The 18417-nt window shown below is 68.9% G+C and carries 17 protein-coding genes and 1 pseudogene; 10 read left to right on the top strand and 8 right to left on the bottom strand.

The window, feature by feature from the left end:
• Window positions 1–21: 21 nt before the first annotated feature.
• Window positions 22–801: a hypothetical protein gene (locus tag OHT51_RS16240; RefSeq protein WP_328879666.1), complete on the bottom strand. Its 780-nt coding sequence runs from the start codon at window positions 799–801 to the stop codon at window positions 22–24.
• Between the two features lie 42 nt (window positions 802–843).
• Window positions 844–1182, bottom strand: coding sequence for an LAETG motif-containing sortase-dependent surface protein (locus tag OHT51_RS16235; RefSeq protein ID WP_328879665.1), 339 nt, complete (start codon window positions 1180–1182; stop codon window positions 844–846).
• Between the two features lie 109 nt (window positions 1183–1291).
• Here OHT51_RS16235 and OHT51_RS16230 point away from each other — a divergent pair, with 109 nt between their 5' ends.
• The 6 genes and pseudogenes from OHT51_RS16230 (at window position 1292) to OHT51_RS16205 (ending at window position 9977) form a co-directional block, all read left to right on the top strand.
• Window positions 1292–1645 (top strand): hypothetical protein, encoded by a 354-nt coding sequence (locus tag OHT51_RS16230; RefSeq protein WP_328879664.1) that lies wholly within the window; start codon window positions 1292–1294, stop codon window positions 1643–1645.
• A gap of 219 nt (window positions 1646–1864) precedes the next feature.
• Entirely contained in the window at window positions 1865–3112 is a 1248-nt protein-coding gene (locus OHT51_RS16225; protein ID WP_328879663.1) for a L,D-transpeptidase, read from the top strand.
• A 158-nt stretch (window positions 3113–3270) separates the two neighbouring features.
• On the top strand, window positions 3271–4749 hold the full coding sequence (locus OHT51_RS16220; RefSeq protein ID WP_328879662.1) for an ABC transporter permease: 1479 nt from the start codon (window positions 3271–3273) through the stop codon (window positions 4747–4749).
• Between the two features lie 183 nt (window positions 4750–4932).
• Window positions 4933–5616: an ABC transporter ATP-binding protein gene (locus OHT51_RS16215; RefSeq protein WP_328879661.1), complete on the top strand. Its 684-nt coding sequence runs from the start codon at window positions 4933–4935 to the stop codon at window positions 5614–5616.
• A 268-nt stretch (window positions 5617–5884) separates the two neighbouring features.
• Window positions 5885–9124 (top strand): S8 family peptidase, encoded by a 3240-nt coding sequence (locus OHT51_RS16210; protein WP_443052712.1) that lies wholly within the window; start codon window positions 5885–5887, stop codon window positions 9122–9124.
• An 83-nt stretch (window positions 9125–9207) separates the two neighbouring features.
• A pseudogene (locus OHT51_RS16205) lies at window positions 9208–9977 on the top strand (group II truncated hemoglobin).
• 30 nt (window positions 9978–10007) lie between these two features.
• Here the strand turns inward: OHT51_RS16205 and OHT51_RS16200 are convergent.
• Both OHT51_RS16200 and OHT51_RS16195 read right to left on the bottom strand, forming a co-directional pair.
• Complete coding sequence (locus OHT51_RS16200; protein WP_328879659.1) at window positions 10008–10391, bottom strand: VOC family protein; 384 nt, start codon at window positions 10389–10391, stop codon at window positions 10008–10010.
• A 188-nt stretch (window positions 10392–10579) separates the two neighbouring features.
• Entirely contained in the window at window positions 10580–11620 is a 1041-nt protein-coding gene (locus tag OHT51_RS16195; RefSeq protein WP_328879658.1) for an NAD(P)-dependent alcohol dehydrogenase, read from the bottom strand.
• 187 nt (window positions 11621–11807) lie between these two features.
• Here OHT51_RS16195 and OHT51_RS16190 point away from each other — a divergent pair, with 187 nt between their 5' ends.
• On the top strand, window positions 11808–12749 hold the full coding sequence (locus OHT51_RS16190) for a helix-turn-helix domain-containing protein (RefSeq protein ID WP_328879657.1): 942 nt from the start codon (window positions 11808–11810) through the stop codon (window positions 12747–12749).
• Between the two features lie 25 nt (window positions 12750–12774).
• Here OHT51_RS16190 and OHT51_RS16185 read toward each other — a convergent pair whose 3' ends face one another.
• Entirely contained in the window at window positions 12775–13248 is a 474-nt protein-coding gene (locus tag OHT51_RS16185) for an SRPBCC family protein (RefSeq protein ID WP_328879656.1), read from the bottom strand.
• A gap of 92 nt (window positions 13249–13340) precedes the next feature.
• Here OHT51_RS16185 and OHT51_RS16180 point away from each other — a divergent pair, with 92 nt between their 5' ends.
• Window positions 13341–14138: a carbon-nitrogen family hydrolase gene (locus OHT51_RS16180; protein ID WP_328879655.1), complete on the top strand. Its 798-nt coding sequence runs from the start codon at window positions 13341–13343 to the stop codon at window positions 14136–14138.
• A gap of 86 nt (window positions 14139–14224) precedes the next feature.
• Here the strand turns inward: OHT51_RS16180 and OHT51_RS16175 are convergent, their stop codons facing one another.
• The 3 genes from OHT51_RS16175 to OHT51_RS16165 are packed head-to-tail and all read right to left on the bottom strand — an operon-like array spanning window position 14225 to window position 16694.
• A complete protein-coding gene (locus tag OHT51_RS16175; protein WP_328879654.1) occupies window positions 14225–15016 on the bottom strand; it encodes an ABC transporter permease in 792 nt (263 codons plus the stop codon).
• A complete protein-coding gene (locus tag OHT51_RS16170; protein WP_328879653.1) occupies window positions 15013–15987 on the bottom strand; it encodes an ATP-binding cassette domain-containing protein in 975 nt (324 codons plus the stop codon). The genes OHT51_RS16175 and OHT51_RS16170 overlap by 4 nt, the downstream gene beginning before the upstream one ends.
• A 32-nt stretch (window positions 15988–16019) precedes the next feature.
• Window positions 16020–16694 (bottom strand): DUF4097 family beta strand repeat-containing protein, encoded by a 675-nt coding sequence (locus OHT51_RS16165; protein WP_328879652.1) that lies wholly within the window; start codon window positions 16692–16694, stop codon window positions 16020–16022.
• 221 nt (window positions 16695–16915) lie between these two features.
• On the opposite strand from OHT51_RS16165, the gene OHT51_RS16160 reads away from it, so the two are divergent.
• Together OHT51_RS16160 and msrA are read left to right on the top strand one after the other, a co-directional pair.
• Entirely contained in the window at window positions 16916–17677 is a 762-nt protein-coding gene (locus tag OHT51_RS16160; RefSeq protein ID WP_328879651.1) for a helix-turn-helix domain-containing protein, read from the top strand.
• A 201-nt stretch (window positions 17678–17878) separates the two neighbouring features.
• Complete coding sequence (gene msrA, locus OHT51_RS16155; RefSeq protein WP_328879650.1) at window positions 17879–18391, top strand: peptide-methionine (S)-S-oxide reductase MsrA; 513 nt, start codon at window positions 17879–17881, stop codon at window positions 18389–18391.
• Window positions 18392–18417: the final 26 nt, after the last annotated feature.

The raw sequence follows: 18417 nt of genomic DNA, 5'->3' as shown, positions 1-18417 counted from the left end.
ACGGCTTGATTCTTGAGCGGGTTACTTCAGCTTGGCGCTCTGCGCGTCGATCAGGGCGGCCGGGACGTCGTACGGCTTGTCCGTGAACATCAGGCCGAGGTTGATCGTGTAGTACGTGGCGATGGTGCTGCCGTGCCGCACCACCTCGATGTGCGTGGTGCCCGTGTCGCCGTCCTGCTCGCTGACCGCGGTGAACGCCACGGACTCGTCGCCAGCACCGGACGCCTTCTCCGCGGTGATCTTGGTGAGCTTCTGGTCGCTGCCCTGCATGGTGACGGGGAAGCCGCCGGAGCAGCTCTTCACCGCGTCCGACACGGACTTGAAGGTCTCCGCGGCGCCGTCACCGTCGTACGAGGACAGGCCCACGACCGTCATGTTGAGGCTCATCGCGTCGGTGAGAGAGTCCTCGATCTCGCCCTCGCTCAGGTCCTCGAGGGACTTGGAGGGGTTGTCGGTGGGCTTCTCTTTCTTCTCGCGGGTCATGACGGCCGCGTTCGAAGCCGAATCGCCCGGCGGCAGCCCGCCCATGGCGTAGGCCAGCGGCGTGCACTGCGCCTCGCTGCTCTTGATCTGGTCCTTGGACTTCGGCAACTGCTTGCCGGACGCGTCCACCTCGTAACCCTCGACATCGCCCTGCGCGATGATCGCCTTCTTCAACTCCGCGGCGCTGAGCGCCTTCGCGGCCTGCCCGTCCGACCCGTTCGAGTCGTCCGACCCCCCACCGCAACCCGTGACAAGGGCGAGCGACAGTGCGCTCACGGCAACCGTGGCGGCTGCGCGCACGCCCGATGATCTCTTCATGGGCGGACTATGAAGCCGATGTGAAGGAATCGTCAAGCGAATTCAGAAGCCGAGGCGTTCCCGGCGCACCGAGTAGGCGACGAAGCCCGCGCCCAGCGCGAGGAACACGGTCCCGCCGACGATGTACGGCGTGGTGTCGAAGCTTCCGGTGTCGGCGAGCCGGGTGCCGTCCCCGGTGCTGTCGTCGGCGCTCGCGGACGCGGCCCGTGCCTGCTGGGTGACCTGGGCCGTGGGTATCGCCGAAGGCTCCGTTCTCGCCGGTCCGTCGCCCGTGGCGTTCGCGGAGGGTACGAACCACAGGGCGCCCAGCAGGGCTCCCGCGGCGGTGGCGGTCAGCAGCGATCGGCGTGCGGTGGACGTCGATCGATGAGCGGCGGACACGGAATATCGATCCCCTTGTGGCGCTGGCGAATTGGCCGTGTGGGGCGATGTTAGTGAAAGTCGCGGGTCACGGGAAAGTCACGGGAGGAAAGGGCCGTACTCTCCGGGCATGAGTACTGCAGAAACATCACGGTTTGTACGGCTTCGCGTGGAGCTCGTCCTCGAAGTGGACGAGCGGGACGCCGTCACCAAGGCCGCCCTGCGGCGGATCGCCGACGACGTCACCATGCCGGTCGACGAACGGGCCCACGCCGAAGCCGCTGTGACGGAAGACACTGCCGAGGCCCTCGCCTATCTCGTTGATCCATTCGACCTGGTCAGCGAGGTGCCCGGAGTCGAGCTCGCACAGGCCTCCTGGTCCAGCGAGCGGATCGACTACGACCCGGATTCGCCGGAGTGGGACCTCGGCGAGGATGATGGCGAGGAGGACTTCGACCGCGAAGTGGCCGAGCGGGCCGGCTGAGGCGTCTTGGGGAAATCGTGACCCCGGGCGGCAACCGCCGCCCGGGGTTTCGTCGTCTCATGGGGCGCACTGACCGAAACCCGCACCACCTGCCTCAGCAGACGTGGTGTGGCCCACACATGCGGGGAATGTGGAACGGGACGAACCGGTCGTAGCGTTGAAGGTTCTTGACGGGGACTCTCGGGGTTCTGGGGATTCGGGAAGATGGAGAAGCGTGTGATGACGAACAGTAGGCGGCGCAAGGGCCTGACGGTCGCGTCCGCACTGCTCGGCGGTGTCCTGGTGCTCTCGGCCTGCTCCGGCGGCGACAGTGCCTCCGGCAGCGACGGGGGCGACTCCTCGCAGGCCAAGGTCGACGAGGCGGCCGCCAAGAAGACCTCCGAGGCCCAGATCAAGATCAAGCCCGAGGACGGCACCGACAACGCCTCCATCAACAACTCCGCCGCCGTCACCGTGAGCAAGGGCACGCTCACCGAGGTGACGATGACCACCGCCGAGGGCGCCGCGGTCGAGGGCGAGATATCCGCCGACAAGACCAGCTGGAAGCCCAGCGCCCAGCTGGAGCGCTCGACCACCTACAAGATCTCGGTGACCGCGAAGGACACGAAGGGCCTGGACGCCCACGAGAACGCCTCCTTCACCACGGTCTCCCCGAAGAACAGCTTCCTCGGCTACTTCACGCCGGAGGACGGCTCGACCGTCGGCGTCGGCATGCCCGTGTCGATCAACTTCGACAAGTCGATCAGCAACAAGGCCGCCGTCCAGAAGGGCGTCACCGTCTCCACCACCAGCGGCCAGGAAGTCGCCTGCCACTGGTTCAACGACACCCGCATGGACTGCCGGCCCGACGAGTACTGGCAGGAGGGCTCGACCGTCACCCTGAAGATGGCCCTGGACGGGGTCGAGGGCGCCGACGGTGTCTACGGCGTCCAGGAGAAGACGGTCACCTTCAAGATCGGCCGCAACCAGGTCTCCTACGTCGACGCGAAGACCAAGCAGATGAAGGTCACGCAGGACGGCAAGACCATCAAGACCATCCCGATCTCGGCCGGTTCCCCGGAGAACAAGACCTACCAGGGCGTCATGGTGATGTCCGAGAAGTTCAAGGAGACGCGCATGAACGGCGCGACCGTGGGCTTCACGGACGACGACGGCAAGGGCGAGTACGACATCAAGGACGTGCCGCACGCCATTCGCCTCAGCGGCTCCGGCACCTTCATCCACGGCAACTACTGGGGTGCGAAGTCCATCTTCGGCAGCGTGAACACCAGCCACGGCTGCGTGGGCCTGTCCGACACCAAGGGCGCCAACGACAAGGGCACCGCGGGCTACTGGTTCTACAACAACTCGATCGTCGGTGACGTCGTGGTCGTCCAGAACACCGGCGACAAGACGATCGCGCCGGACAACGGCCTCAATGGCTGGAACATGGACTGGGCGCAGTGGAAGGCCGGTTCGGCCGTCTGATCCGTCCCGCGCGCACAGCCGCCGCACAGTCCCCGCACAACTGACCGATGCCGCCCCCAGGGGCGGCATCGGTGTTTTGAGGGCTGCTCCCAGCCTTCTCATCCATCTCTTATTTCGGCCTTATCCCTTCATCACGCGCCGTACCTACTTTGCGGCGCATGTTCTTCACCTACCTGAGGCGCGAGCTGCGCCGCCGCAGAAAGGCGGCCCTCGTCGTCGCCTCCGGACTCGCGCTGGGCATCGCGCTGGTCATCGTGGTCAACTCCGTGTCCTCCGGCATGAGCAAGGCCCAGGACAAGGTCCTGCAGTCCCTGTACGGCCTGGGGACGGACATGACCGTCACCAAGGCCGCCGAGCCGGCCGCGAGCAGCTCCGAGCGGCCGCGCTTCCAGTTCGACGCCCGGGAGGACGGCTCCGACGAGGAGCAGTCCACCGACCGCGTCATGGTCCAGGGCTTCCAGACGCTCGCGAGCTCGACCGTGACCGAGGTCGGTGCGCAGAGCGGTGTCTCGGACGCCGTCGGCGGGCTGAGCCTTCAGGTCGTCAAGGTCAGCGGGCAGTTCACGCGGGGGCAGTTCCAGCAGGACCAGAGCGGCAGCGGGGGCCAGCAGGGCGGCGGGCCCGGGCAGGGCGGCAGCAGCCAGCCGCAGGGCGAAGTGCGGGGCGGCGGCGCCGACTTCGACGTCAACAGCTACTCCGTCTACGGCGCCGACGTCACCAAGCCGGCGCTCGGCCCGCTGACCTCCTCGAAGGTCACCAGCGGTCGTACGTTCAAGTCGTCGGAGACCAACGCGAAGGTCGTTGTCGCCGACACCTCCTACGCCAAGGAGAAGAAGCTCAAGGTCGGCTCCACCGTCACCGTCAAGGGCACCAAGTTCACGGTGATCGGCATCGCCACGCCCGACAGCGGCGACGCGGCGGCCAACCTGTACATCCCGCTGAAGCAGGCGCAGACGCTCGCCGACGCGAAGGACAAGGTCACCACCATCTACGTCAAGGCGTCCGACTCCCAGCAGATCGACGCCGTCAAGTCGGCCATTCAGAAGAACATCTCCGGTACGACGGTGACGACCTCCGCGGACCTCGCGGACACGGTGTCCGGCTCCCTGTCCACGGCGTCCTCCCTCGCCACCAGCGTCGGCAAGTGGCTCTCCATCGCGGTGCTCATCGCCGCGTTCCTGGTGGCCGGGCTGCTGACCTCCTCCGCGGTGTCGCGCCGGGTACGGGAGTTCGGCACGCTCAAGGCGCTGGGCTGGAAGTCGGGCCGGGTGACCCGGCAGGTGGTCGGCGAGGCGATCGTGAACGGGCTGCTGGGCGGCGCACTGGGCATCGCGATCGGCCTTGCGGGAGCGTACGTCGTGACGGCCATCAGCCCGACGCTGCAAGCGCAGTTGGGCGGGGGTGGCGGTGGCGGCGGCACGGGTGGCGGCCCGGGCGGGGGCGGCTTCGGGGGCGGCGGCCCCGGGCGGCAGACGGCAAGCACGACACTCGACGTCGCCCTGACGGCACCGGTGAGCCTCACGACGGTCGCCCTGGCGGTCGGCCTGGCGGTGACGGGTGGGCTGATCGCGGGCGCCTTCGGCGGCTGGCGCGCGTCACGGCTGCGCCCGGCGGACGCACTGCGGCGCGTCGAGTAGCCGACGTCGGCGGGGGGCTGGGGGGTGAGGGACGCTCGCCCGCGCTGCGGGGTGCCGCTCTCGTCAGCCCACGGGACTGCAACCCCCCAAGGGGCGCGGGGGACTGCGCGACCAGCCCCCATCCACCCGCAGACGAAAACGACGCGAACCACCCCCGAACCTCACCCCACCCAGGAGCACCCGATGTACGAACTCAGAAGCGTCACCAAGCGCTACACCCGAGGCAAGGAATCCATCCACGCCCTCGACGGAGTCGACCTCACCATCGCCGACGGCGACCGGCTCGTCATCCAGGGCCCCACCGGCGGCGGCAAGTCCACCCTGCTCCAGATGATCGGCGCCCTGGACCGGCCGACCTCCGGCGAGGTCGTGCTGGACGGCACCGACCTGGCCAAGCTCTCCGAGACCCGGCTGACAAAGGTCCGCAGCGAGAACATCGGCTTCGTCTTCCAGTCGTTCAACCTCATCCCCACCCTCACCGCACAGGAGAACGTGGAGACCGCCCTCGTCCCCCTCGGGGTCAAGGCGAAGGCGCGGCGCGAACGGGCCGCCGAGGCGCTGAGCTCCGTAGGCCTGGGCGAGCGGCTCGGACACCTCCCGTCCGAGATGTCCGGCGGCCAGCAGCAACGCGTCGCGATAGCCAGAGCACTCGTCAAGCAGCCCAAGGTGCTGCTCGCCGACGAACCCACCGGAAATCTCGACGAGTCGATGCGCGACGAGATCATGGACGTACTCGAACGCATGTGGAAGGAGCTCGGGTTGACCTTCATCATGGTCACCCACGACTCGGCGATCGCGAAAAAAGCCCCGCGGCTGGCGACCATCCGCAAGGGGCGGATCACTGTCAAGGAGAACGCGGGGGCGTAACCCGGCGACTGGGTAACGGAGTTCGCGCCGTCGCGTAACAGTCGGCCGGTGTGCTTCTTACCTTCTTCTCATCTCTTGAGGTGTCTGATCGCCCCTCGGCATACTCCGTATTCCGGGGGGCGGCACGCATGCGTACCGGACCTCCTCCGGCCGGGTGAACGGGGTAATTCGCCCGGACCTTCTGCAAGGGGGAAACTTGCGCAGACAATTCAAAAGAGTAGGCGCGGCCTCTGTCGCCACGGCCGCCGCCGTCGCCCTCGCCGCGGGAATGACCAGCCCGGCGTCGGCCGAACCGGAGCAGCGCCCGTCCGGCGCCGCTGCCTCGCTCACGTCCCCCCACCGCATCACCCTGATCACGGGTGACCGGGTCTCCGTCGACTCCAAGGGCCGCGTGGTCGGCATGGAGCGGGCGAAGGGGCGCGAGCACATACCCGTACAGATCCGCAAGGTCGACGGACGCACGCTGGTCATACCCGCCGACGCGGCCCGGCTGGTCGCCACCGGCCGGCTCGACCGGCGACTGTTCGACATCTCCGAGCTCAACAAGTCCGCGAGCCGCGCCTCCCAGGCCAAGGGCCTGAAGGTGATCGTCGGCTACCAGGGCGCCGCCGCCGGCGCCAAGGCGGACGTCCGGGACGCGGGCAAGCTCCGCCGGACCCTGAAGTCCCTCAACGCGGACGCGGTGCAGACCCCGCACCGGGACACGAGCGAACTGTGGGACGCGCTCACCAACGGCGACAAGGCGGCCTCCGGCATCGCGCACGTCTGGCTCGACGGCGTCCGCAAGGCCAGCCTCGACAAGTCCGTGGCGCAGATCGGCGCACCCAAGGCGTGGGCGGCCGGCTACGACGGCAAGGGCGTCAAGATCGCCGTCCTGGACACCGGCGTCGACGCGACCCACCCTGACCTCAAGGACCAGGTCGTCGCGGCCAAGAACTTCACCCCCGCCGCCACCGCCGAGGACAAGGTCGGCCACGGCACGCACGTCGCGTCCATCGCGGCGGGCACCGGCGTCAAGTCCGGCGGCACGTACAAGGGCGTGGCGCCCGGCGCCGACATCCTCAACGGCAAGGTCCTCGACGACAACGGCTTCGGTGACGACTCCGGCATCCTCGCCGGCATGGAGTGGGCGGCCGAACAGGGCGCCCAGGTCGTCAACATGAGCCTCGGCGGCGGCGACACCCCGGAGATCGACCCGCTGGAGGCGATGGTCAACAAGCTGTCCGCCGAGAAGGGCATCCTCTTCGCGATCGCGGCGGGCAACTCCGGTCCGGAGACGGTCGGTTCGCCCGGCAGCGCGGACGCCGCGCTCACGGTCGGTGCCGTCGACGACAAGGACGCCCTCGCGCCCTGGTCCAGCACCGGCCCCCGGCTCGGCGACGGCGCGATCAAGCCGGACGTGACCGCGCCCGGCGTGGCCATCACGGCGGCGTCCGCCAAGGGCAGCCTCATCGAGCAGGAGGTCGGCGAGAACCCGCCCGGCTACCTCACCATCGAGGGCACGTCCATGGCGACCCCGCATGTCGCGGGCGCCGCGGCGATCCTCAAGCAGCAGCACCCGGACTGGACGTACACCGAGCTCAAGGGTGCGCTCACCGGTTCCACCAAGGGCGGCAAGTACACGCCGTTCCAGCAGGGTTCGGGCCGTATCCAGGTCGACAAGGCCATCAAGCAGGACGTGATCGCCGACCCGGTGTCGGTGAGCTTCGGCACGCAGGCGTGGCCGCACACCGACGACAAGCCCGTCACCAAGGAGCTGACGTACCGCAACCTCGGTACGAAGGACGTCACGCTCCAGCTCGCCGCGACGGCCACCGACCCCAAGGGCCAGGCGGCTCCGGCCGGGTTCTTCAAGCTCGGCGCGACGAAGGTGACGGTCCCGGCGGGCGGCAAGGCCTCCGTCGGCTTCACCGTCGACACCAAGCTGGGCGGCACGGTCGACGGCGCCTACTCCGCGTACGTGACGGCGACGGGCGGCGGGCAGAGCGTCCGTACGGCCGCCGCGGTGCAGCGTGAGATCGAGTCGTACGACGTCACCGTCAAGCACATCGGCAAGGACGGCAAGCCGGCCCCCGAGTACCTCACCGACCTGATCGGCTACTCGGGTCTGGCGACGGACCGTGGCTTCCAGGTGCCGGTCACCGAGTCCGGCGTGACCAAGATGCGGCTGCCCAAGGGCACGTATCTGATGGATGCCTGGATCGCCAAGGACTGGGTGAACTTCGAGGGCGGCCTCGACTGGGTCGTCCAGCCGAAGCTGAGCGTCACCAAGAACACCTCCGTGACGGTCGACGCCCGCACCACCAAGTCGGCCGACATCACCGTGCCGGACGCGCAGGCCAAGCAGGTGCTCGCCGCCACCAACTACTTCTACGCCCCGGCGGGCATCGGCATCGGCGCCGACGCCGCCTCCTTCGCCGACCTGCGCATGGCGCACCTCGGCCCGGAGATCCCGAGCGGCCTGACCCAGACCTGGAACGGGCAGTGGACCAAGGGTGACGCCGCCGAGTACGACGTCGCCACCACCGCCAAGGTCAAGAAGATCCAGGGCGACAAGGTCCGCCACTTCAAGGCGGGCGAGCTCGCCAAGGTGAAGAACGACCTGGGTGCCTCGGCTCCGGGCAAGAGCGGCGCGCTGATGCCCCTGGGGGCCTTCCCCGAGGACGTCGTGTTCGGCACGCCGATCGAGCAGAAGCTGCCGGGCTCGCGGACGCTGTACCTGTCGACGTCGGACAAGGTCCAGTGGACGTGGGACTTCCAGCAGTACGCCGGCAAGGACGCGGACGGCTTCCCGGTCACCGACGCGTTCTACACGCTGGGCACGCCGCAGACCTTCAAGGCGGGCCAGAGCTACACGAAGACCTTCAACACGGCGGTCTTCGGCCCGCACATCAACAAGGAATTCGGCCTGTTCCGCCAGGGCAACGACCTCTACGGTCTCCTGCCGTTGTTCGCCGACGCGAGCAAGCACGCCGGCTCGTCGGACTTCACGGCGGTGACCACGAACCTGTACCGCAACGGCACCAAGCTCGCTTCCAACGACGACCCGCTGTTCGGTGAGCAGGCCTTCACGGTTCCGGCCGCGGACGCCGAGTACAAGCTGACGACCTCGGTCAAGCGCAGCGTCAAGGTCGCGGCCGCGTCCACACGGATCGACGCGAGCTGGACCTTCCGCTCCAAGAAGTCGACCGCCGACCGGGTCACGCTCCCGGCCTCCACGGTCCGCTTCGGCGCCAGGACCGGACCGGACAGCCGGGTCGAGGCCGACAAGAAGGTGACGTTCCCGGTCACCGTCGTCGGCGCGGCCTCGGGCAGCAACCTCAAGTCGCTGCACGTGTACGTGTCGTACGACTACGGCCAGACCTGGAAGAAGCTCGACGTCAAGAACGGCAAGATCACCGTGAAGAACCCGGCGAAGGGGAAGGCCGCCTCCTTCCACGCCAAGGTCGCCGACAAGAAGGGCAACAAGTCGACGATCTCGATCTACAACGCGTACTACGGCAAGTGAGCCACGGTTAGCCGGCTGAGCCGAGAGCGAACCGTCCGCCGGAAGTGCAGCTTCCGGCGGGCGGTTCGTGTTTCCGTGAGGCCATGACGGCTCACACGGTGGAATACATCCGGTACCGCATCCCCGAGCAGAAGTCGGCCGAGTTCCTGGCCGCCTACACCCGCGCCGCGACCCAGCTCGCCGCGTCCCCGCACTGCGTCGACTACGAACTCACCCGCTGCGAGGACGACTTCGAGCACTTCATCCTGCGCATCACCTGGACGTCGAGCCAGGACCACATGGAGGGCTTCCGCGAGTCGGAGCTGTTCCCCGACTTCCTCGCCGAGATCCGCCCTTACATCCCGCACATCCAGGAGATGCGCCACTACAAGCCGACGACGGTACGCGGCGCGGGCGCGTCGGTGCCGACGCTGTATGCCTGGGCGGGCGGCGCCGAGGCGTTCGCCCGGCTGACCTCGGCGTTCTACGACAAGGTCCTCAAGGACGACCTCCTGGCCCCGCTGTTCGCCGACCTCGACCCCGCCCACGCCGAACACGTGGCCTGTGGCTCGGCGAGGTCTTCGGCGGCCCGCCCGCCTACTCCGAGACCCAGGGCGGCCACGGCCACATGGTCGCCAAGCACATGGGCCGCGGCATCACCGAGCCCCAGCGACGCCGCTGGGTGAACCTCATCCAGGACGCCGCCGACGAGGCCGGCCTGCCGACGGACGCGGAGTTCCGCTCGGCGTTCCTGGCGTACGTGGAGTGGGGGACCCGGCTGGCGGTGTACTTCTCCGGCCCGGACGCGGTGCCGCCGGCGGAGCAGCCGGTGCCCAGGTGGAACTGGGGGGTCATGCCGCCGTATCAGGGGTGAGGCTCGGTGCGGGGGCTTCAGCGCGGGGCGTCAGTCGCCGCTGCCGTACGGCCTCGTCAGGATCTCCAGGTTGTGGCCGTTCGGGTCATCGAAGTACGCTCCGCGACCGCCGTCGTTGTGGTTGATCTCGCCGGGACGGCGGTGGTAGGGGTCGGCCCAGAACGTCAGGCCTGCCTCCCGTATCCGGCCGAAGATCGTGTCGAACTCGTCCTCCGACACCAGGAACGCGTAGTGCTGCGTCGTGATGGTGCCGGGCGAGTCCAGGTAGTCCAGGGTCACACCGTTGGGGATCTCGACCGGGATGAAGGGGCCGTACTGCGGGCTCACCTCCAGGCCCAGGATGTCGGCGAGAAACCGGGCCGAGGCCTGCTTGTCGTGCGCGGCGACGATGGTGTGGTTCAGCTGGACGGTCATGGGGGCTGCCTCCTCGTGTGCACGGTTCGGACGGGCTCCTGCTTTCACGCTAGGCAGGGCCGCCGCACGGCACATCGGTCCTGAGGAGGGGCGGCCGTACTCCTCCGGTACTCCGCCTGTCCACGAGCCGGGTACGCCGAAGGCCCCGGAGCGATGCCGCTCCGGGGCCCTGGAACAAGACCGAACGATCAGATCGTCGCCGTGTCGATCACGAAGCGGTACCGCACGTCGCTGTTCAGCACCCGCTCGTACGCCTCGTTGATCTCGGAGGCGGCGATCAGCTCGATCTCGGCGCCCAGGCCGTGCTCGGCGCAGAAGTCCAGCATCTCCTGGGTCTCCTGAATGCCGCCGATGCCGGAGCCGGCGAGGGTCTTGCGGCCGCCGATCACCGAGAAGAGGTTGAGCGCGACGGGCTCCTCGGGCGCGCCGACGTTCACGAACGCGCCGTCCGTCCGCAGGAGGGACAGGAACTGGTCCAGGTTCAGCGGGGCCGAGACCGTGGACAGGATCAGGTCGAAGGTGCCGCGCAGCTCCTCGAAGGTCTTCGGGTCGCTGGTGGCGTAGTAGTGGTCCGCGCCCAGCTTCAGCCCGTCGTCCTTCTTGCGCAGCGACTGCGACAGGACCGTCACCTCGGCGCCGAGCGCATGCGCGATCTTCACGCCCATGTGGCCGAGGCCGCCCATGCCGAGGATCGCGACCTTCTTGCCCGGGCCGGCGTTCCAGTGCCGGAGCGGGGAGTACGTGGTGATGCCGGCGCACAGGAGCGGCGCGGCGACGTCGAGGGAGAGGCCGTCGGGGATGCGGACGACGAAGTTCTCGTCGACGACGACCTTCTGCGAGTAGCCGCCGTAGGTGGGCTCGCCGTCCTTGCCGACGGCGTTGTACGTGCCGACGTTGCCGCCGGTGCAGTACTGCTCCAGGCCGGCCTTGCAGTTCTCGCACTCGCGGCAGGAGTCGACCAGGCAGCCGACGCCCACACGGTCGCCGACCCGGTACTTGGTGACCCCGGAGCCGACCTCGGAGACGATGCCCGCGATCTCGTGACCGGGGACCATCGGGAAGATCGCCTCGCCCCAGCCCTCGCGGGCCTGGTGGATGTCGGAGTGGCAGATACCGGCGAACTTGATGTCGATCAGGACGTCGAACTCGCCGACCTCACGGCGCTCGATCGTGGTGCGCTCCAGCGGAGCCTTGGCGGCGGGTGCTGCGTATGCGGCAACGGTGGTCATGCCGGGGTTCTCCTAGCGGGGGTTCTGCGCCCGGCTGCCTTCTGGTCTGGTTCTGCTTCCGTCCGGGCACGGCATTCAGCCTGGTGGAGAGCGCGGAAAGTACCCAGACCCCGGTTGTACGTACGTCCGCCGGTCCTACCACTGACGGGGACAGGCTGGTGTGCGTACGACCGGGAATACTTGAGGCATGGACGATAAGCCCGAATCGACGAGGGGAGCCGCCGACACCGGCGCCGGCCTGGACCCGCGCGCCGAGCTCAGCGAGTTTCTGCGCTCCCGGCGTGCCCGGCTGAAGCCGGAGGACGTCGGGCTGCCGGACTACGGGCGGCACCGCAGGGTGCCGGGGCTGCGGCGCGAGGAGCTGGCACAGCTGGCCGGGGTGTCCGTGGCGTACTACACGCGCCTGGAGCAGGGCAACGGGCGGAACGTCTCGGCGGAGGTCCTGGACGCGATCGCCCGGGCCCTGCGCCTGAGCGACGCCGAGCACTCGCACCTCACGCATCTCGCGAAGCCGAAGCAGCACAAGAAGAAGCCGGCCACGCGGACGGAGCAGGTGCGGCCGGCACTGCGGCAGCTGCTGGACTCGATCGACGGCGTCCCCGCGTACATCTCGGGCCGGCGCTCGGACATCCTCGCCTGGAACCGGATGGCGGCGGCGGTCTTCGGCGACTGGTCGGAGCTGCCGGCGCAGGAGCGGAACTGGGCGCGGCTGGTGTTCCTGAAGCCCGAGTACCGCGATCTGTTCGTGGAATGGGACCAGAAGGCGTCCGACATGGTCGCCTTCCTGCGCATGGACGCCGGCTGCCACTCCGACGACCCGCGGCTGTCCGCCCTGGTCGGCGAACTCTCCCTCAAGAGCGAGGAGTTCCGGCGGCTGTGGGCCAACCACGACGTCAAGGAGAAGAGCTACGGCGTCAAGCGCCTGCGGCACCCGCTGGTGGGCGAACTCGCCCTGAACTTCGAGTCGTTCCGCCTGTCCGACGGCACGGAACAGGTCCTGATCACGTACCACGCGGAGCCGGGGTCAGCGTCGGCGGAGGCGCTGAGGTTGCTGGCCAGCTGGGGCGCGGACGCGACGAAGGCGGGGGCGGCCGGGGCCGCGGGGGCTACGGGGACGTCGGGGGCGTAGGGCCGTAGAGGCGGGTTTCGACCGTCTACGGCCTTCGGCCCTCCACTGCCGAGGCGACATCGTCGAGGTCCTTCGCGATGGCCTTGCGCACCGCCCGCGCACCCACGCCGCCGAGGATCTTCGCGAGCAGCCCCGCGACGCCTCCGGAGCCCGCGACGGGCGCGCCCGAGAACGTCATCCGGACCGTCGTCGCCGACGGCCCGTCCGCGAGCAGCTCCCACTCCGAGACGTAGTGAGTTCCGTGCGACTCGGCCTCCACGACATACCGCTCGGGCGGCTCGCAGGCGGTCACCCACATCTCCTCGGTGGCCTCCTTCCCGAACATCTTCCGGGTCTCCCGCCACCGCGTACCGACGCCGAAGGCGCCGTCCGTCAGCACTTCGACCTTCGACACCCCACTGAGCACGCGCTCCATACCCCGAAGGTCGGTCACGGCCTCCCAGACAGGGCCCTGACCTGCGGCGATATGCCGCTCCACGACGACGCTTGTGTTGGCCATGCCCCCATGAAAGCAGCAGGGTCCGACAATCGCGCGGGAGAGCGGCTGCCGCCCTACGCTCGTAGAAGGGGACGGTCACGGAGGTGACAGCCATGCGTGCCTCGCTGATACAGCTCTCCGTGGACTCGTCGGATTCCGCCGAGGAGCGCCGCCGGAGAGCAGCCTCGCTGGTCCGCGAGCGAAGAGGCGACGATCTGGTGGTCCTGCCGGAGCTGTGGACGGCCGGTGCGTGGGCGTACGACGGCTGGCAGCGCGATGCCGAAGAGGACGACGGCCCCACGGCCGAGGTCATGTCCGCCGCCGCACGCCAGGCCGGCACGTGGCTCCACGCCGGTTCGATCGTGGAGCGGGACGCGGACGGGACGCTGTACAACACCGCCCTCCTCTTCGACCGGTCCGGCGACCTGCGCGGTCGCTATCGCAAGATCCATCGGTACGGCTTCGACACCGGCGAGGCGACTCTGATGGGCGGTGGCGACGACATCGTCACCGTCCCCACCGACTTCGGCGTGATCGGCCTCGCCATCTGTTACGACCTGCGCTTCCCCGAACTGTTCCGGGGCCTGCTCGACGCGGGCGCGGAGCTGATCGTGGTGCCCGCCGCGTGGCCCGCCGCTCGTCTCACGCACTGGCAGCTCCTCACGCGCACGAGGGCCCTGGAGGAGCAGGTCTTCCTCCTGGCCTGCTGCGCGACCGGTGAGCACGCCGGCATGCGGCACGCCGGGCACAGCATGGCCATCGACCCGTGGGGCACCGTGCTGGGCGAGGCCGGCACCGCACAGGAGACGCTGACGGTGGACTGCGACATGACCCAGGTGGCCCGGATCCGCTCCGAACTCCCCGTCCTGCGCGATCGCGTCCTGGCCATTGCGGCACCTGGAGGACGGTGACCGTTGCAGCACCAGAGGGCGGTGACCTCTGCGGTCGCCGCCCTCTGGTGAAGCGCGTTGCGGGATGGCCCGCGTTGTCATGGCAGTTACTTCGGGTCGTCGTTGAACTTCGAGGTCGACCAGAAGTAGCCGAGCACCGCGAGGCCGAGGCACCAGACGACGGCCAGCCATCCGTTGTGGCCGATCTCGCTGCCGAGGAGCAGGCCGCGCAGGGTTTCGATGGCCGGGGTGAAGGGCTGGTACTCGGCGATCGGCTGGAACCAGCCCGGCATCGTGTTGACGGGGACGAAGGCGCTGGACAGGAGGGGCAGCAGGATCAGCGGCATGGCCTGGTTGCTGGCGGCCTCGGCGTTCGGGCTGGACAGGCCCATACCGACCGCGATCCAGGTGAGAGCCATGGCGAAGAGTACGAGCAGCCCGAACGCCGCGAGCCATTCCAGGACGGTGGCGTCGGTGGAGCGGAAGCCGATGGCCACGCCGACGGCTCCGACGAGGACCACGCTGAGGATCGACTGCAGCACGCTGCCGATGACGTGTCCGATGAGGACCGATCCGCGGTGGATGGCCATGGTGCGGAAGCGGGCGATGATGCCCTCGGTCATGTCCGTGGCGACGGACACGGCGGTGCCGATGGTGGTGCTGCCGATGGTCATCAGCAGCAGGCCCGGGACGATGTAGGCGATGTACTTCGAGCGGTCCGCGCTGCCTCCGCCGATGCCCGCGCTCATGGTGTCGCCGAAGATGTAGACGAAGAGCAGCAGGAGCATGATCGGGGTGAGCAGCAGGTTCAGGGTGAGGGAGGGGTAGCGGCGCGCGTGCAGGAGGTTGCGGCGCAGCATGGTGGTGGAGTCGCGTACGGCGAGGGAGAGGGAGCTCATCGGACGTTCTCCTTGGGCTGGTTGGGCTGGTTGGGCTGGTGGGGGATGGTGGTGCCGCCGGTCAGGGCGAAGAAGACGTCGTCGAGGTCCGGGGTGTGCACGGTGAGTTCGTCGGCTTCGATGCCGGCGGCGTCGAGCCAGTCGAGGATCGAGCGCAGCTCGCGCTGACTGCCGTCGCTGGGGATCTGCAGGGCGAGGGCCTTGTCGTATCGGGTGGCTTCACTCAGTGCCGTCGCGGCGTTCTGGTAGGTGGCCGGGTCGGTGAAGCGGAGCCGGACGTGTCCGCCGGGGATGAGCCGCTTGAGTTCGGCGGCGGTGCCCTCGGCGGCGATCTTCCCGTCGTTGAGCACGGCGATACGGTCGGCGAGTTCGTCGGCTTCCTCCAGGTACTGCGTGGTGAGGAAGACGGTGACACCGCCGGAGACGAGCTCGCGGATGATCTGCCACATGTTGTGCCGGGAGCGCGGGTCGAGACCGGTGGTCGGCTCGTCGAGGAAGATGATCCGCGGGTTGCCGACCAGGGTCATGGCGATGTCGAGGCGGCGCTTCATGCCGCCGGAGTAGGTGGAGGCGGGCTTCTTGGCGGCCTCGGTGAGGTCGAAGCGCTCCAGCAACTCGGCGGCGACGCGCCGCCCTTCGCGCTTGGACAGGTGGTGCAGGTCCGCCATGAGGAGCATGTTCTCCTCGCCGGTGATCAGGCCGTCGACGGCGGAGAACTGTCCGGTCACGCCGATCGCGGCACGCACGGCCTGGGGGTCGGCGGCGAGGTCGTGACCCGCGACCTGCGCCTGTCCGCCGTCGGCGGTGATGAGGGTGGACAGGATCTTCACGGCCGTGGTCTTGCCGGCGCCGTTCGGGCCGAGCAGGGAGAAGACCGTTCCTTCCGGGACGGCCACGTCGATGCCGTCGAGGACGAGCTTGTCGCCGTAGGACTTGCGCAGCCCGTTCGCCGCGATGGCCACGTTGGTCATGAGGGGTGCTCCTTCTACAGGCTGCGGGCGGGTCAGAGGCTGCGGGCGGTGACGTCGCCGTAGGCGGTGGTCGCGTGGATGTTCAGGCCGGCGGCGGCGCCGTCGGCGTTCTTGAGCGCGTTGTGGATCCGGCCGTAGGTGGTGCCGGCGTCCAGGGAGGCGGAGACCCCGCGGGCGGCGCCGACCGAGATCTCGCCGTGCTCGGTGCGCAGCGTGACGGTGCCGCGCACGGCTTCGGTGATGTGGAGGTCGCCCTTCAGGGTGCTGATCTCCGCGGGCCCGGTGAGGCGGCCGACCGTGATGTCGCCGGCCTGGAGGGCGAGGCGGGCGCTCGCGGTCTCGTCGAGCTTGACCGTGCCCTGCGCGCCCTCGAAGGTGACGTCGCCGAGGCGTCCGACGCCGCGGAGTTCGGCGGCGGCCGCCTTCGCCTCGACGCGGGAGCCGGCGGGCAGTTGGACCGTCACCTCGATCGACCCGGAGGAGGCGCCGAGGACCCGGTTCTTCGCCGCCGGCACCTCGATGCGCAGGACGCCGTCGCCGTAGGCGATCTCGGTCTGCTCCGCCGCCTGCACGTCGCGGCTCTTGGAGGCGTCCGCGGGGAGGACCTCGACGGTGGTGTCGGCCCGGTCGGCGGCGATGAGACGGATGCGTCCGGCGGGGATGTCGAGGACGGCGGAGACGGGGGCGGGGGTGTCGAACTTCTGCATCGTGCTCTCCTTGACTCGTTGTTTCCGATGAGGGAAAAGCTACGTTGCGTTCAAGGATCGCGCAATGAAGTCGTTGCGCTATGGAGACGTATTTGCAGGTCAGATAAAGGAATTCGTTGCAACGGTCCTAAAGGTAACGCAACGGAATGCGGCTGTTCGTTGCAATGAAATGAAACTGAACGCTATGCTGGGCGACACCAGAACGTGCGAAGGAGATCGCGGTGCCCGGAGGCAGACTCACCCAGCAGGAACGCCAGCAGATCGCGCTGGGACTGGCCGACGGCCTCGCCTACGCGGAGATCGCCAGACGCCTCGACCGTCCCACCTCGACGGTCACGCGCGAGGTGCTGCGCAACGGCGGCCCGACCGCCTACCGGGCCGACCTCGCCCACCGCGCCACCGAACACCGCGCCCACCGGCGCAGGCAGGCCGCGCCCCGGGGATCGGAGGCGCCCCCGCAGGCCCACGGGCGTGACGCCGAGGCCGTACGCGAGTACGAGGAGCTGCTCACGACCGTCTTCATGCAGTCGGGCATGCCCAAGATGATGTCCAGGGTGATGGCCTGTCTCACCATCACCGACGCGGGCAGCCTGACCGCGTCCGAACTCGTCCAGCGCCTTCAGGTCAGCCCGGCGTCCGTCTCCAAGGCGATCACGTTCCTCGACAGCCAGGGCTTCGTCCGCCGGGAACGCGACGAACGCCGCCGTGAGCGCTACGTCGTCGACGACGACGTCTGGTACGAATCGCTGATGGCCAGCGCCCGCGCCATCGCCCAGGTCGTCGTGACGGCACGGCAGGGCGTCGGCGTTCTCGGCCCCGGCACCCCGGCCGCCACCCGCCTCGACAACATCGCCCGCTTCCTCGACTTCGTCTCCGAGAGCACGGCCCGCGCCGCGGAGCAGGCCAGGGAAGTGCTGTACACGAAGCCCGAGACGACGTCGGACGCGACTGCCGAGTCGAAGGGGACGGCCGAATCCGGCTGACGGGGGTGCCTTCTCCACCCGGCAGCGGGCAGCGGGCGGCGGGCAGGGGTAGAGGTGAGGTAGGGGCGGCGGGCACGGGCGAGGGTGAGGGCGGCGGAATCGCCAGGACCCCTCATGCGTTGACGGAAGTGGGCATGGGATGCCGGTGTGTGCGAGCAGAGCAGCCCGAGTGACCGAGCTGACCGATATTGGAGGGCCACGATGGCTGCGCAGACGCAGAGGGCCGTGCTGGCAGGCGGATGCTTCTGGGGGATGGAGGAGCTGATCCGCCGACTGCCGGGCGTGACGGCGACCCGGGTGGGATACACCGGGGGTGACGTGCCGAACGCGACGTACCGCAACCACGGCACGCACGCGGAGGCCATCGAGATCCTTTTCGACCCCGCGAAGACCGACTATCGCGCGATCCTGGAGTTCTTCTTCCAGATCCACGACCCGAGCACGAAGAACCGCCAGGGCAACGACATGGGCCTCAGCTACCGCTCGGCGATCTACTACGTGGACGACGAGCAGAAGCGGATCGCCGAGGACACGATCGCGGATGTGGACGCCTCTGGCCTGTGGCCGGGCAAGGTCGTCACCGAGGTCGAGCCGGTGGGCCCCTTCTGGGAGGCCGAGCCCGAGCACCAGGACTACCTCCAGCGCTACCCGGACGGCTACACCTGCCACTTCCCGCGCCCGGGATGGCGGCTGCCCGCCCGCGCCGAGGGCTGACCGGAGGCGGCCCGACGGACGGCGGA

The sequence above is a fragment of the Streptomyces sp. NBC_00299 genome (assembly GCF_036173045.1).
Classification (GTDB): domain Bacteria; phylum Actinomycetota; class Actinomycetes; order Streptomycetales; family Streptomycetaceae; genus Streptomyces; species Streptomyces machairae.
This window is presented reverse-complemented; position numbering and strand designations above follow the sequence as displayed.